This window comes from Roseobacter sp. TSBP12 (genome assembly GCF_009129705.1).
Lineage (GTDB): Bacteria > Pseudomonadota > Alphaproteobacteria > Rhodobacterales > Rhodobacteraceae > Celeribacter > Celeribacter baekdonensis_A.
This window is the reverse complement of the sequence record NZ_PYIB01000094.1, coordinates 12,276-26,518: the sequence shown is the minus strand read 5'-3', so window position 1 is coordinate 26,518 and position 14,243 is coordinate 12,276. Positions and strand designations below refer to the sequence as shown.

Genomic DNA, 14,243 nt, shown 5'->3' with positions numbered 1-14,243 from the left:
TCCTCCCAAGAAAGATGACGTTTCGTTTACCGGTCCGCCGCACCCTTGCGCTGCAGCACGACCGCCAGAATAATCACGGCCCCCTGAATGGCACCGTTGAGATAGGGGCTGACGAAATCCGTAAGGTTGAGGATGTTGCCGATCAGGCTGAGGATCAGCACCCCCACCACGGTGCCCCAGATCCGCCCAAAGCCGCCCTTGAGCAGTGTGCCACCAATGATGACGGCGGCGATGGCCTCAAGCTCCCACAAAAGCCCGGTCGAGGCCGAGGCAGAACCCAGACGCGGCACATACATCACCACAGCGAAGCCCACGAGCACGCCAAGCAGCACATAGGTCGCCAGCCGCACCCGCAGCACAGCGATCGACGAATAGCGCGCGACGCGCTCATTCGACCCGATGGCGGCACAGTGGCGTCCGAAAGCGGTGTGGCGCATCACGATTTCACCGATGATTGCCACCGCCACGAAGGCAAGGATCGGCCAGCTGATGCCGGCAATGCCACCGTAATAGACGGGACGATAAAGCTCGCGCATTTCAAAGCCGAGCGACAGCGTGCCACCGTCTGCGAGCCAGGTGATGAGCGAACGGTAGATGCCCATGGTGCCAAGCGTAACGATGAAAGCCTCGATGCCGACGCGGGTGATGAGCAAGCCGTTGATGAGCCCCGCCACCAGCCCCGAGATCAGCGCCAAAGCCACGCCCGCGAAGATCACAGGCAGCGTGACCCCGAGACGGTCGGTCAAAAGGTTCATCACGAGAATCATCAGCCCCGCCACAAAGGCCGCCATGGAACCGACTGACAGGTCAAGACCGCCAGCCGTGATGACGAAGGTCATGCCCACGGCGATGATGCCAATAAAGGACGAGCGCGCCAGCACGTTGGTGATATTGGCGTAGCTCAGAAAGTTGGAATTGAGCGCCATACCGATGAGGACGAGCGCAATCAGGGCCACGATCGGGCCAACGACCTGCAGGTCAATCCGGCGCCGTGCGGGCGTGCTTATCTTTTGTGCCGGGGCCATGCTCATGCCGCCGCTTCTTCTCTGTTGTCGTCGAGCCCCATCGCCAGCCGAACGATGGCGCCTTCGGTTACATCGTCCCCTTCAAGTGCGCCGGTGATCCGCCCCGCGTGCATCACCAGCACCCGCGAGGCGAGACCGATGAGCTCGGGCATCTCAGAGGAAATCACAAGGATCGCGCACCCCTCGGCAGCAAGTCCGGCGATCAGCGCGTAAATCTGTTGCTTGGTGCCAATGTCGATGCCACGGGTGGGCTCGTCGATCAGGATCACCTGCGGGTCGCTGAGCAGCGTCTTGGCCAGCAACAGTTTCTGCTGGTTGCCTCCCGAAAGATTGCCCACCCGCATCCTCCGATCCGGCGCGCGAATGGCAAACTCCTCAATAGCACGATCAAGCGCCGCCTCTTCGGCACGGCGGTCGATGAGCGGGCCACCGAAGCGCTCAAGCAGCGGCAACGTCAGGTTCTCGCGCAGCCCTTTGTCGAGCAGCAACCCCGCACCCTTGCGGTCCTCGGTGAGGTAGACCAGCCCGCGCTGCAGCGCCGTGCGCACTTCCGACGCGGGCAAATCCTCGCCCATCAGCCGCACCCGGCCCTCGCGTGGGCGCAGCCCGGCAAGGGCTTCGGCAAACTCGGTCCGCCCCGAGCCTACCAGCCCACCCAGACCCAGCACCTCGCCCCGGCGCAGTGTCAAGCTCGCGCTCTCAACGACACCCGGCACTGACAGGTTCTCGACCTCAAGCAGCACCTCATCGCGCGGCACCGCCTTAGCTGGGTAGAGATCCGACAGCTCGCGGCCCACCATGCAGCCGCCATCTCCTCCTCGGTGATGTCCGACACGGGGGCCGAGCGCACCATGGCTCCGTCACGCAGCACCGTGACCCGGTCGCAGAGCCGCGTCACCTCAGACAGTTTGTGCGAGGTGTAGAGGATCGCCACGCCCTTGGCCCGCAACCGCTCGATCTGGCGAAACAGGATTTCACACTCGCGTTCGGTCAGCACAGCGGTGGGCTCGTCCATGATAAGCACCCGAAGGTCGCGCGACAGCGCCTTGGCGATCTCGACCATTTGTTTGGCCGGCACCGACAGCCCCGAGACCCGCACCGCAGGATCGACCCGGCATTCGAGGCGGTCCAGCAGCTCGGCGGTGCGGGTGCGCATCGCCTTGTGGTCCAGCCGCCAGCCCCGCGTGATCTCGCGACCCAGAAAGACATTCTGGTCGACGCCCAGATGCTCGGCAAGGTTGAACTCCTGATGGATCATGACGATCCCGCGCGCCTCGGCTTCATCAGAGGAAGGGAAATGGGTCGGCTGGCCGTGCCAGAGCACCTCGCCTGCAGTCGCGTCGATGTAACCGCCGAGGATCTTCATGGTGGTCGATTTGCCCGCGCCGTTCTCTCCGATCAGCGCATGGATCTCTCCGGGACGCAGTTCGAAATCGACGTCATGCAAGACCTCAATCGGGCCAAATGACTTGCTGATGCCTTTCAAGGACAGAATAGGGTCAGACATGGCCGATCTCCACCCAGGCATTGTCCGAAGCAGCGGAGCGCAGACAAGCGTCGATGAACTCAAGCCCCTCCACACCATCGCGGATGCCGGGCAGCAGGCTCTCATATGGCTGACCCGTCTGGCGCGCGCGAATGGCGTCCGCAGCTTCGGCATAGATGTTCGCAAAACCCTCAAGATAGCCCTCGGGGTGGCCCGGCGGCACCCGGCTTCCCGCCATGGTCGCGGCGCCACGGCGCAGCTTCTGCGCCGGCTCCCCCAGCCGTGTGAACCACAGCGTCTCGGGTGTTTCATGCGTCCAGACCAGCCCGGCGCGATCACCGTAGATTCTGAGCGTCAGCCCGTTCTCGCTCCCCGGCGCGACCTGACTGCACCAAAGCGCACCCTTGGCTCCAGAGGCGTAGCGGAGCATCACCTGCGCGTTGTCATCGACCCGACGGCCCGGCACGAAGCTGGTCAGGTCCGCCGCGATCCGCTCAGGCACCATGCCAGACACGAACCGCGCGAGTTGCCATGCGTGGGTGCCGATGTCGCCTATGGCACCCCCGGCCCCGGCCTTGGCCGGATCGACGCGCCACGCCGCCTGCTTGCTGTGCGCAACCTCAGTCAACCAGTCCTGCGCATACTCCACCTGCACCAGCCGGATCTGGCCCAGATCCCCCCGCGCCACCATCTCGCGCGCCAACCGCAACTGCGGATAAGCCGAGTAATTATGCGTCAGCACGAAAAGCGCCTCCGATGTCTCAACGATGCGGGCGAGCGCACGCGCATCGTTGAGCGTCGAGGTCATCGGCTTGTCGCAGATCACATGGATACCGGCTTCGAGAAACGCCTTCGCGGCGGGGAAATGCAGATGGTTCGGGGTGCAGATCGACACCGCCTCGATGCCATCAGGACGCGCCGCCTCAGCGCGCGCCATCTCGACGAAATCGTCGTAGGTCCGCTCGGGGGCAAGACCTATGGCGGCTGCACTTTCGGCGTTGCGCCTCGGTGTCGAGGAGAGTGCCCCCGCAATCAGATCAAAGCGTCCATCGAGTCGCGCCGCGATGCGGTGGACTTCGCCGATCATGGCGCCAAGACCGCCGCCAACCATGCCGAGTCGAATCGGAGTTTGTATCATTCACCTAGCCCTCCAGCCCAAGCATGCGCCGATTGGCGGCCGCGTCGCTGCCCGTGGCCGCGAAATTGTCGAAGGCTTGTTCCGTCACGCGGATGATGTGATCCTTGACGAACTGTGCCCCCTCGCGGGCGCCGTCCTCTGGGTGCTTCAACGCGCATTCCCATTCGACCACCGCCCAACCATCGAAACCCATGGCGGTGAGTTTGGAAAAGATCGCCTTGAAATCCACCTGACCGTCGCCGGGACTGCGAAAGCGGCCCGCGCGGTCAACCCAAGGCTGAAAGCCGCCATAGACCCCCTGCCGACCAGTGGGACGAAACTCGGCATCCTTGACGTGGAACATGCCGATGCGCTCAGCGTAGATGTCGAGGTGATCGAGATAATCGAGCTGTTGCAGGACATAATGGCTTGGATCGTAGAGCATCATTGCCGCCGGGTGCTGTTCGACACGATCAAGGAACATCTCAAAGCTCACCCCGTCGTGCAAATCTTCCCCTGGGTGGATCTCGAAGCAAATTTTCACGCCCCTCTGCGCGGCATGGTCCAGCAACGGGCGCCAGCGCGCAGCGAGTTCGTCAAAGGCGGCCTCCACCAGTCCCGCAGGCCTTTGCGGCCAAGGATAGAAATAGGGCCATGCGAGTGCGCCGGAAAACGCCGCCATACGGTCGAGTCCCAGATTGGCACTGGCGTCGATGGTCTGCCGCACCTGATCGACGGCCCAAGCCTGCCGTGCCTTTGGATCGCCGCGCACCGCTTCGGGGGCGAAGCCATCGAAGGCCAGATCATAGGCCGGGTGCACCGCCACAAGTTGCCCCTGGATATGGGCCGAAAGCTCGGTGATCTCGACCCCCGCCTCAGCGGCGGTGCCACGCAGCGTGTCGCAATAGTCGCGCGACCCCGCAGCCTGCGCGAGATTCATCAGCCGCGCCTCGACAGTGGGAAGTTGCACACCCAAATAGCCACAGCCCGCCGCCCAGCGGGTGATCGCCTCAAAGCTGTCGAACGGCGCGTCGCTGCCAACGAATTGCGCCAGGAACAGGCCGGGGCCCTTCATGGTTTGCATCTCTCCTCCCTCTGCCAATCAATACGCGACATAGAAACTGTCGTAATGTAATCGGTTTCATGAACGTGACACAGGATGAAAAGGTTTTCAACACCTGTTTTCCACCGTATCGTCTTTTCTACCCGTATCGTCGTCCACCAATTGCAAGCAAGCAAGGAACCGCCCGTGACTGACCCCACCAACCCACCCAAAATCCGTGATGTTGCCCGATTGGCAGGGGTCTCGGTCGCCACGGTCAGCCGCGCCCTGTCGAATCCCGCCATCGTCTCGGAACAGGCGCGGATTGCGGTGGAAAAGGCCGTCGCGGAAACCGGTTACACGGTGAATCTCATGGCGCGAAACCTGCGCCAACAGCAGGTAGGCGCAGTGCTCGCGCTGGTGCCAAACCTAGCCAACCCGTTCTTCTCCGAAATCCTCGCCGGCATCTCGGACACCCTGCGGGCCGAAGGGCTGAGCCTGCTGGTGCTCGACACCCTGCGGACCGACCCCGACACGCCAAACGGAGGAATTCGGTCCTATCTCAGCCGTTCGCGGGCCGACGGGGTGATCGTACTCGACGGCACCCTCGACCCCGCGCTCTTTGCCCATAGCTCCTGCCCGCCCCTGGTGCAGGCCTGCGAATGGATCGAAGGACTGGCGGGGCCAAGGGTGCTCGCCGACAACGAAACCGGCGCGCGACTGGCAATCGAGCACCTGCTCGGACTCGGCCACCGCGACATCGTGCACCTGACCGGCCCCGCCAAAAACACCCTGTCGATCTCCCGCGCCGCCGGGGTCGACGCCGCGCTTGCCACCGCGGGGTTGCCGCCTGCCCACCGTCTTGAGGGTGCCTTCACCCTCAGTTCGGGACGCGCCGCCGCTGAGGCTCTGCTGGCGCGCACGCCCCGCCCCACCGCCGTCTTCTGCGACAACGACGAGATGGCGATCGGTCTCATGGCAGGGCTGCGCGCTGAAGGCCTCGACGTGCCGCGCGACTTCTCGATCGTGGGCTTTGACAACATCGAGATGTCCGCCTACGCCAGCGTGCCCCTCACCACCATCCGACAAAAACGCGCCCACCTCGGGCGCTGCGCTGCCGAGAGGCTGCTTGCACAACGCACCGCCCCCACCCCGGACGAAACCCTCATCCTCCCCGTCGAACTCGTCATCCGGGACAGCACCGCGAAAAGGGTCTGAGACCGCGCCGATCAAGGCAGGCGCATGAGAGGCCATAAGCCGAGTGGAAGCATCGACACATTGCGCAGCGACATCACGACAAACAAGACATCGGTGCCGCACGCCGGTTTCAAGGCGTTCCAGTCCGACGCAACAACGATAGCTGGGATCGAAATGCCCCCATGATCCGCAACGGCCAATTCGCCCAAACAGACGCGCCAGCATTCAAGCCGTTCACGGCCCTCACAGTATAACTGCGTCCAATGAAGGCTCTTCTTCAGGCAACAAAGCGCAGAATGTGCAGAATGGGCGTGTCGCGTTTTCGTGCCGCTCCAAGTGCTCGTTAGGCCTCTTTCCGTTCGAAAGCGACCAGGCTTTTCCAGCCAAGTGCTGCAAGGCCGACAGTTGACGCCGCCTCATCCTGCGGACATCTCTGAGCACCGATCTTTGCCGAAAACTCCAGAGAATACATGACATTAGATCGCAGTGGTAGAAAAGGTCGGCCGGAGCGCGTTGGGTCAGTTTAGTGACGTAAAAGTCAATTTCGTCTGACGTTCAACAACTGTGTCGAATGCCGCGCATTTCCGTCTCTTGGCGGCGATTCTTTTGAATCTTGTCAGTGGGCCATGCCAAGCAATTCCGACCCAACAGGACCTTCGGCACCAAGCCGCAAGAAGGGTCGCTATATATAGGGGAGCGAGCGTGGTTCCTGAGCGGTCCGTCATCACACCTCCTGACATTTACTGCACCTGCGAGTGCTCTTTTACAGACTGGTAAAAGCGGCCATTCAAGCCCTCACAGACCAGCGCCAAATGCGGCGCAACATACCAAGGACAGCAATCCGTAGGAAGCCGACTTTGCAAAGCGGAGCGCACAGCCCATATCAGTCATCAGCGTGCGGCTTAGCGAATGGCCGCTCGAGTTCAAAGCGTTTTTCCACGATTTCAGAAACTTGCCTTTAATACGCACTTTTCCTGCGAAGCCGGACCAGTACGGAATCCTAATCTTCCATGATTACTCATTGTCCATCTGGATAATACATCAGCATTCACTTTCCAGTCGGATCAAAATCGAAACACGGCAGACTGGAACGGTTCATGCCTTCCTTGCGGCAGATCAATACTCGGACGTGCAGCGCCTACTATACTTGGTTGAGGCGCAACAGGAAATCAGCCCGACCAGATGAAAACCTCTATTCTCAGAACCGAAAGTATCACCAAGGTCTACCACACCGGTGCGGTGGATGTGCATGCCCTGCGCGGCATCGATCTTTCGCTTTTCGAGGGCGAGGTCGTCGTGCTTCTGGGCGCCTCCGGGTCCGGCAAGTCCACCCTGCTCAACATCCTCGGCGGGCTTGACCGGCCCAGCGAGGGCCGGGTCTTTTTCCGCGACGAAGACCTCACCCGCCTGTCGGACAGCGCCCTGACCGAGTTCCGGCGCGACCATGTTGGGTTCGTGTTCCAGTTCTACAACCTCGTTCCCAGCCTCACCGCGCGCGAAAACGTGGCGCTGGTGACCGAAATCGCCAAAACCCCGATGTCGCCGGAAGAGGCGCTGGACCGTGTCGGGCTTGCCGATCGGATGTCGCATTTCCCGGCGGAACTTTCGGGCGGCGAACAGCAGCGCGTCGCCATCGCCCGCGCCATCGCCAAGCGGCCCGACATCCTGCTTTGCGACGAACCCACAGGCGCACTCGACAGCAAGACGGGCACCACCGTTCTGGAAGCCCTGATCGAGGTCAATCGCAGCCTCGGCACGGCGACCGCGCTGATCACCCATAACGCCGCCATCCGCCGGATCGCGCATCGCGTCATCTACATGACCGACGGCCGGATTTCGCATATCGAGGAAAACGCCGAACGGGTCGCGCCGTCCGAGGTCAGCTGGTAATGCGGGCGCTCGACCTCAAATTGCTGCGCGACATGCGCCATATCTGGGCTCAGAGCCTTGCCATCGCGCTGGTACTGGCCTGCGGGATCATGGTCATGACGCTTGCGTCCGGAACCCAGAGATCCCTGACAGAAACGCGCGCGGCCTATTACGAACGCCACCGCTTTGCCGATGTCTTCGCCAGCCTCACCCGCGCGCCCAAGCAGGTTCTGGACGAAATCGCCCGGATCGACGGCGTGACACGGGTGGAAGGGCGCGTCGTCTTCACCGCGCTTCTGGATCTGGAAAACATGCGCGAACCGGCTTCTGCCCGGGTGATTTCGCTGCCCGCCTCGGGCGGGGCCATCCTGAACCTGCCCCTGATCCGCCACGGCCGCCTGCCCGAGGCGCTGCATCAGAACGAGGTCGCCATTTCCGAACCCTTCGCCGATGCCAACAGACTTAGGCCGGGCGACACGTTCCGCGCCATCCTCAACGGCCGCAAACGCGAACTGGTGGTCACCGGCATCGTGCTGTCGCCCGAATATATCTATACGATCGGCGCGGGCGCCTTGATGCCGGATGACCGGCATTTCGGCCTGATCTGGATGCGCGAAACCGCCTCCGCGCCGGTCAAGGAACTGGAAGGGGCGTTCAACGACCTCACCCTCAGCCTGTCGCGCGACGCCAACGAAGCCGCCGTCATCGATGCGGTGGACCGCATCCTCGCCCCGTATGGCGGCACCGGCGCCTACGGGCGTGACCGGCAGCCATCGAATGTCTTCATCGACGGCGAACTGAAGCAGCTGGGTGCCCTGGCCACGGTGCAGCCGCCGATCTTCCTCGTTGTATCTGCCTTCCTGGTGAACATGGTTCTCAGCCGTCTCGTCGCGCTTGACCGAGCGCAGATCGGGCTGTTCAAAGCGGTAGGATACACCACCCGGACGATCGCGCTGCATTACCTGAAGATGACCGCGGGCATCGGCATTCTAGGCGTTCTGATCGGCTGGGGCTTCGGCTGGTGGCTGGGTCACGAGATGACCGAGATGTATACCGATTTCTTCCGCTTTCCCTGACTGCTCTACCGCCCCGGTCCCTGGCAGCTGGTGATCTCGGGCATACTGGGCATCGCCGCGGTGATTCTCGGCGCGCTGCGCGCGGTACGCGCTTCGGTGCGCCTTGCCCCGGCCGTGGCGATGTCGCCACCCGTGCCGCCCGTCTTCCAGCGCGGCTGGGCCGACAGCCTGGGCGAAATGCTGTCTCTGCGGCAGACCACGATGATGATCGTCCGCTCGATCATCCGCTGGCCGGGGCGCGCGGCGGTGACACTGTTTGGGGTGTCGGGATCGGTCGCCGTTCTGGTGGTGTCGTTCTTCACCTTCGATGCGATCGACCTGATCATGGCGGAACTGTTCGAACACACGAACCGGCAGGACGCGACACTCACCCTCAGCGGCAATCTGAACGACCGCGCCGTGATCGACGCGGGCAACCTGCCCGGCGTGCTGCGGGCCGAGGGCATCTATGCCATTCCGATCCGACTGGTGAACGGCACGCAAACGCGGCTGGTAACGCTTCAGGCTCGCGCGCCGGGCGCCATGCTGACCCAGATCCTCGATACCGAAGGCCGCGCGATCACCCCCTCCACCGCGGGCGTCGTTTTGCCCGAGGAACTGGCCCGGCGTCTGGGCGTCGCCCCGGGCGACAGTCTGCGCATCGAGCTGCTGAGCCCGCCACGCGAAACTTGGCAGGTGCCCGTCGCATCGGTGATCCGCCAAAGCCTCGGGCAGGACGCCTATTTCGACCGTGACACGCTGTTTCACCGGCTGCGGCAGACGCCGCAGGTCAACATGATCCATCTGGCCATCGATCCGAACCGGCTGACCGATCTCCAGGCCAAGGTGCAGGAAACCCCCGCCATCGCGGGGTTTACCCTGTGGGAAGATGTGCGCAACGAATTCGTCGCCACCCTCAGCGAAAGCCTTATCACCATGTCGGTGATCTTCGCCACGCTCGGGATGCTGATCACGGTTGGGGTCGTCTACAACGCTGCGCGCATCCAGCTGGCCGAACGCGCCCATGAATTGGCAAGCCTGCGCGTACTGGGGTTCAGACGGTCCGAGGTCGGCTACGTTCTGGTGGTCGAACAGATGCTGCTGACCGTCTTCGCCATTCCCGTGGGCTGGCTTGCCGGATACGGTTTCGCGCTGCTCATGGCGCAGGGTTTTTCCACCGATGTGGTCACCATTCCCGTCGTCGTCACCCAACGCACCTTTGCGCTGGCCGCCCTGATCGTACTAGGCTCGGCCCTGGGCGCCGTCCTTTTCGTCATGCGCAGGTTGGACCGCGTCGATATCGTCAGTGCATTGAAACAGAAAGAATGAACCAGATGCGAATGTTCCGGATCATCGCAGGCGTAGCGCTTGCCGCACTCCTCCTCGGGGCCCTTGTCTGGGCGCTTCTGCCCAAGCCGGTGCTTGTTGATCTGGCCGAAGCGCGGCGCGGTCCGTTGGAAATCACCGTTTCTGCCGAAGGCGTCACCCAGGTGCGCGAAAAATGGGCCGTGACCGCTCCCGTGACGGGCAACACCTTGCGGTCCCCCGTCGATGTCGGCGACGAGGTGGAAAAGGGCAATACCGTCGTGGCCGTCATCCAGCCAGCCGAACCCGCTTTTCTTGACGCGCGTGCCCGCCGCCTTGCCGAAGCGTCGGTGGAAGAAGCCGCCGCCGCGGTGCGGCTGGCCGAAGCCAACCTCGCGCGTAGCGAGGCGGAACTTGAACATCTCGAGGCCGAACTGGAACGCTATCGCATCCTGGCCGACCGCGGGGCGGTGTCGCACACAGTGCTGGAAGATGCCAAGCAAAGCGCGATAACCGCCCGCACCGATCGCGAGGTCGCATTCTACGAACTGGAACAGCAGAAAGCCACGAAGGCCCGCATGGAAGCCCAGCTTTCGGCCCCGTCCATACCCGATCCCGACAGCGACCCCGGCGACTGCTGCCTGCGCATCACCGCGCCCCATGACGGAACGGTTCTCGACGTGGTCGACGTCAACGCGCGCCTGGCCGAAGCCGGGACCGCCCTGCTGACGATCGGCGACCTGTCGGATCTCGAAATCGAGGTCAATCTGCTGTCCACCGACGCGGTGGAAATCGAACGCGGCGCGCGCGCCTATATCGAACGCTGGGGAGGTACGGGCGTGATCGACGCGCAGGTACGCCGGATCGATCCTTCCGCCTTCGCCCGCGTTTCGGCCCTGGGGATCGAGGAACAGCGCGTGCGCCTTCTGCTCGACATCCTCACCCCGCCGGAACAGCGGCAGGGTCTGGGCGACCAGTACCGCGTCTTCGTACGCATCGTCTCCTGGGCGGGCGCGGACGTTCTGCAGATCCCGCAAAGCGCGCTTTTCCGCCATGCGGAACGCTGGGCCGTCTTCGTGGAAGAAGATGGCCGCGCCGCGCTTCGCTATGTCGAAATCGGCCACATGTCGGGTGATACGGCCGAGGTGCTGGCCGGCGTGGAACTGGGCGAACGGGTCGTCGCCTATCCCGGCGCCGCGATCGAAACTGGCGTGAAGATCGAACCGCGCGCCCTGAGCACAGATTCCGGCAACTGAACGGTCGTGTCTGCTGATATCGGGCCACATGAGAAGGAAACGGAGTATCACGATCAACCGGAGCAATAGACAACGCTCGGAACACTTTGAGGCTAACGGCTACATCAAAAATACGTCTTTGACGCCTACTTAATCAGCGCGACGGACTTTTGGGCACTCCGCAGTGAACAGCCGCTTCTCGCTCTTGCAGGACAAAGGTCATGTCCGGTTTGGGCGAAAACCGGTCATCCGGTTGGTCGCACCGCAGCCTGCAACGTCAAGTTTGGAGTGCCGCGCGGCCTCAAGTCCGATTTGAGCCCTCTTTGACCGATTCTGCAGCTTCCTTAAATGTCGGCTATACGAGTTGGCTCCTAAAAACTGACTTCACGAAATCGATGAATTTTGTTAGCCTTTGCGGCCTGTACCGGTCACGGTGATAGATCAGGGCCATAGGTTGTTCAGGCAAGTTCCAATCAGGTAATAGCTGCACTAACTTACCCGCTGAGATATCACCTCTGACGAGAATTTCTGGCAACATGGCGACGCCCATGCCTGCAATTGCAGCAACACGTACAGCCTGACCGGAATTCACTGAAATTCTTGTTTGAGGGGTCCAGCTTCGTTCTTCGGACCCTTGTTTGAATCGCCACGGCTTGCGTCCGGTTCTTGAAAAGAGAATTGCGCGAAAGCGATTCAGATCTGATGGTATCTGCGGTTCACCGTGTTCTGCTAAATATTCACCGGACGCGCAGATCATCATTCTGTAGGGGGCGAGTTGAATTTGCAGGAGGGCGCTGTCTTCCATCTCTCCAATGCGAAAAGCAGCGTCAAACCCTCCGGCGATCAGATCTTCATTGTTGTCGGATAAGGTCAATTCGATTTCTACCTCTGGTGCGATCTCGGTGAAGCCCTTTAGGGCGGGCATCAGCGCGGCTGATCCAAAACTCACCGGGGCCGCGATACGCAGCCGCCCCTGAGGTTGTCGCTGCTGATCGCTTGCCTTGCCCTCGGAGAAATCAACCAATTCCAGAATGTCCCTACATTGCTCGAGATAGCTTGCGCCAAAATCTGTGAGCTTCTGTTGTCGCGTCGTTCGATTGAGCAATTTCGCCTGAAGGTAATCCTCTAGGCCAGCGATCCTTTGCCCAACTAAAGCGCCGCTCACATTGAGCCTAAGCCCGGCGGCATTCATGGAACCGGCTTGAGCCACTTCGACAAAAGTGCGCATCGCAGTGAATAGATCCATTGTAAAGGAATCCCTTTCTATGACTAAACATATTGGTCAATTATCATAGTTCCACTGTTAATATAGCGTCCTCTCTGAACAACCCTAAGAGAGAGACCGATATGGAAAACCAATTTGAAAACCGCGCCGTGCTTGTGACGGGTGCAGGAACTGGCATGGGGCGAGCGGTGGCGCTTGCGCTAGCGAGTGAAGGTGCTTCTGTGACGCTTTGGGGGCGGCGCAAGACACCTCTCGAAGCAGTTGCAAAAGAAATCCAAGAGGCTGGTGGCTCTGCACTGCTCCAAGTCTGCGACATCTCCAAGCCGGACGAGATTGCCGCAAACCTCAAAGCATCTATTGCTCACTTCGGGAAGTTAGATGCGGTCTTTGCTAATGCCGGGCATCTGGGTGAGTTCAAACCACTCAGGGATACTCAGGCTGACGACTTTGCGGATCTTATCCAAACCAACCTTATTGGCACGCAGCAAACGGTGGCACAGTGTCTATCCCACATGAAAAATGGTGTCGTGCTGATAAATGCGTCTTGGACGGCTGGCGCTGTTATGCCTGGGTCTGGTGCGTATGCGGCAACAAAAGCCGCGCTCCTTGCGATGATGCGCGTGTTAGCTGTCGAGGAAGGACCTCGTGGCAATCGGATCAATGCGATTAGCCCTGGGATCATTCTGACCCCAATGGCAGACGAAGTTTTAGATCCAGAAATTTCCGCGCGTCTTTCGAACCACACACCGCTTCGACGGAACGGTAGACCAGAGGACGTAACAGGAACAGCAATGTGGCTCTTGTCGGGCAACTCTGGATTTGTAACGGGTCAAGATGTCGTAGTAGATGGTGGATTTACTTTGGGCGGAGCGTTGAGATGACAACGATGAACGGTGCACAACTCGCCGATGATCTCAATCCCGGCGTTCGGGCCGTATTGGAAGAACGATATGGGCACCTCTTGCCGGGCATGGCAGATACAGTGATCGACATGGCCTACGAACGCTTTTATGCGCGTCCGGGTCTCGACCTGAAAAGTCGGTACATTGCAACAATCGCGGCATTGTCGGCCATGGGGGCCCAAACTGCACCGCAACTACGGATCAATATTCAAGCTGGATTGAAAGTTGGTTTGAACGAAATGGAGATCGCCGAGGTAATTTGGCAAATGGCGCTCTACGGTGGTCTTCCCGCTGCCATTAACGCGCTGAATACGCTGCGGTCTATAAATGACGAGTGATGAATGCCGTTTCCGGGCCTTCGCTTTCAGTGCAGCGAAGGCCCGCTTTGTCCCGGATTCTATTGAAAAAGTCTTTGCTGCATTTGCAAATTTCGGAAATGTGGGAAACGATTCCTCGACGAGCTGATTGCACCCCGTGACGCCGCTAGAATTTGAATAATTCGGAATATTGTTCTGCCAAATTTGGCCCCAAAGCGCTGCATGAGAGTTTTTCAACACAATCTGCGCATTGCTGCCATTTGCTGCGTGCGCGAACCAGTTCTGCCTGATTGATGGAAGCTGACCTTCTGGGTCTTCCAAAGTAGCGCTCTATTCTGCGACGCCGCATGGAGGCGCAAATAGAACGGGCTGTCACGTTGAAAGGAGAGCTTGCTGTGACCGCGGAGTTTCCACGGTCTGCCCCCGGGTTCGATCCGGTCGCCGGCACAATGCCGATTGCCAAAACGT

Annotated in this window: 11 protein-coding genes and 1 pseudogene; 7 read left to right on the top strand and 5 right to left on the bottom strand. The window is 61.0% G+C overall.

Annotation, left to right across the window (positions count from 1 at the left end; genetic code table 11):
* Nucleotides 1–26: 26 nt before the first annotated feature.
* The 4 genes and pseudogenes from C8029_RS21565 to C8029_RS21550 all read right to left on the bottom strand — a co-directional run bounded on the left by C8029_RS21565 (nucleotide 27) and on the right by C8029_RS21550 (nucleotide 4,712).
* Entirely contained in the window at nucleotides 27–1,031 is a 1,005-nt protein-coding gene (locus tag C8029_RS21565; protein ID WP_009572951.1) for an ABC transporter permease, read from the bottom strand.
* Nucleotides 1,028–2,532: pseudogene (locus C8029_RS21560) on the bottom strand (sugar ABC transporter ATP-binding protein). The gene C8029_RS21565 and the pseudogene C8029_RS21560 overlap by 4 nt, the downstream one beginning before the upstream one ends.
* Nucleotides 2,525–3,649 carry a Gfo/Idh/MocA family protein gene (locus tag C8029_RS21555; RefSeq protein ID WP_009572949.1) on the bottom strand — a complete coding sequence of 375 codons (1,125 nt, stop codon included), beginning with the start codon at nucleotides 3,647–3,649 and terminating at the stop codon, nucleotides 2,525–2,527. The pseudogene C8029_RS21560 and the gene C8029_RS21555 overlap by 8 nt, the downstream one beginning before the upstream one ends.
* 4 nt (nucleotides 3,650–3,653) lie before the next feature.
* Nucleotides 3,654–4,712 (bottom strand): sugar phosphate isomerase/epimerase family protein, encoded by a 1,059-nt coding sequence (locus C8029_RS21550; protein ID WP_152003724.1) that lies wholly within the window; start codon nucleotides 4,710–4,712, stop codon nucleotides 3,654–3,656.
* Nucleotides 4,713–4,877: 165 nt separating this feature from the next.
* Here C8029_RS21550 and C8029_RS21545 point away from each other — a divergent pair, with 165 nt between their 5' ends.
* From C8029_RS21545 to C8029_RS21530, 5 genes are all read left to right on the top strand, one after another.
* The gene (locus tag C8029_RS21545; RefSeq protein WP_152003723.1) at nucleotides 4,878–5,888 is read left to right on the top strand and encodes a LacI family DNA-binding transcriptional regulator; all 1,011 of its coding nucleotides are present in this window, start codon (nucleotides 4,878–4,880) and stop codon (nucleotides 5,886–5,888) included.
* Between the two features lie 1,161 nt (nucleotides 5,889–7,049).
* Complete coding sequence (locus tag C8029_RS21540) at nucleotides 7,050–7,757, top strand: ABC transporter ATP-binding protein (protein WP_152003722.1); 708 nt, start codon at nucleotides 7,050–7,052, stop codon at nucleotides 7,755–7,757.
* A complete protein-coding gene (locus tag C8029_RS22620; protein ID WP_226946431.1) occupies nucleotides 7,757–8,812 on the top strand; it encodes an ABC transporter permease in 1,056 nt (351 codons plus the stop codon). The genes C8029_RS21540 and C8029_RS22620 overlap by 1 nt, the downstream gene beginning before the upstream one ends.
* 30 nt (nucleotides 8,813–8,842) lie before the next feature.
* A complete protein-coding gene (locus C8029_RS22615) occupies nucleotides 8,843–10,120 on the top strand; it encodes an ABC transporter permease (protein WP_226946430.1) in 1,278 nt (425 codons plus the stop codon).
* The gene (locus tag C8029_RS21530) at nucleotides 10,117–11,352 is read left to right on the top strand and encodes an efflux RND transporter periplasmic adaptor subunit (protein WP_226946429.1); all 1,236 of its coding nucleotides are present in this window, start codon (nucleotides 10,117–10,119) and stop codon (nucleotides 11,350–11,352) included. Before C8029_RS22615 ends, C8029_RS21530 begins: the two co-directional genes overlap by 4 nt.
* 334 nt (nucleotides 11,353–11,686) lie before the next feature.
* Here the strand turns inward: C8029_RS21530 and C8029_RS21525 are convergent, their stop codons facing one another.
* On the bottom strand, nucleotides 11,687–12,577 hold the full coding sequence (locus C8029_RS21525) for a LysR family transcriptional regulator (protein WP_152003721.1): 891 nt from the start codon (nucleotides 12,575–12,577) through the stop codon (nucleotides 11,687–11,689).
* Between the two features lie 101 nt (nucleotides 12,578–12,678).
* Between C8029_RS21525 and C8029_RS21520 the strand changes: the two genes are divergently transcribed.
* Nucleotides 12,679–13,437, top strand: coding sequence for an SDR family NAD(P)-dependent oxidoreductase (locus tag C8029_RS21520; RefSeq protein ID WP_009572942.1), 759 nt, complete (start codon nucleotides 12,679–12,681; stop codon nucleotides 13,435–13,437).
* Nucleotides 13,434–13,796: a carboxymuconolactone decarboxylase family protein gene (locus C8029_RS21515; protein WP_009572941.1), complete on the top strand. Its 363-nt coding sequence runs from the start codon at nucleotides 13,434–13,436 to the stop codon at nucleotides 13,794–13,796. The genes C8029_RS21520 and C8029_RS21515 overlap by 4 nt, the downstream gene beginning before the upstream one ends.
* Nucleotides 13,797–14,243 lie beyond the last annotated feature (447 nt).

What these genes read in the sequence shown, in the direction of transcription:
- C8029_RS21525 (WP_152003721.1), bottom strand. Translation starts at nt 12,577, where the DNA reads ATGGATCTATTCACTGCGATGCGCACTTTTGTCGAAGTGGCTCAAGCC.
- C8029_RS21550 (WP_152003724.1), bottom strand. Translation starts at nt 4,712, where the DNA reads ATGCAAACCATGAAGGGCCCCGGCCTGTTCCTGGCGCAATTCGTTGGC.
- C8029_RS21520 (WP_009572942.1), top strand. Translation starts at nt 12,679, where the DNA reads ATGGAAAACCAATTTGAAAACCGCGCCGTGCTTGTGACGGGTGCAGGA.
- C8029_RS21530 (WP_226946429.1), top strand. Translation starts at nt 10,117, where the DNA reads ATGAACCAGATGCGAATGTTCCGGATCATCGCAGGCGTAGCGCTTGCC.
- C8029_RS21565 (WP_009572951.1), bottom strand. Translation starts at nt 1,031, where the DNA reads ATGAGCATGGCCCCGGCACAAAAGATAAGCACGCCCGCACGGCGCCGG.
- C8029_RS22620 (WP_226946431.1), top strand. Translation starts at nt 7,757, where the DNA reads ATGCGGGCGCTCGACCTCAAATTGCTGCGCGACATGCGCCATATCTGG.
- C8029_RS21540 (WP_152003722.1), top strand. Translation starts at nt 7,050, where the DNA reads ATGAAAACCTCTATTCTCAGAACCGAAAGTATCACCAAGGTCTACCAC.
- C8029_RS21515 (WP_009572941.1), top strand. Translation starts at nt 13,434, where the DNA reads ATGACAACGATGAACGGTGCACAACTCGCCGATGATCTCAATCCCGGC.
- C8029_RS21555 (WP_009572949.1), bottom strand. Translation starts at nt 3,649, where the DNA reads ATGATACAAACTCCGATTCGACTCGGCATGGTTGGCGGCGGTCTTGGC.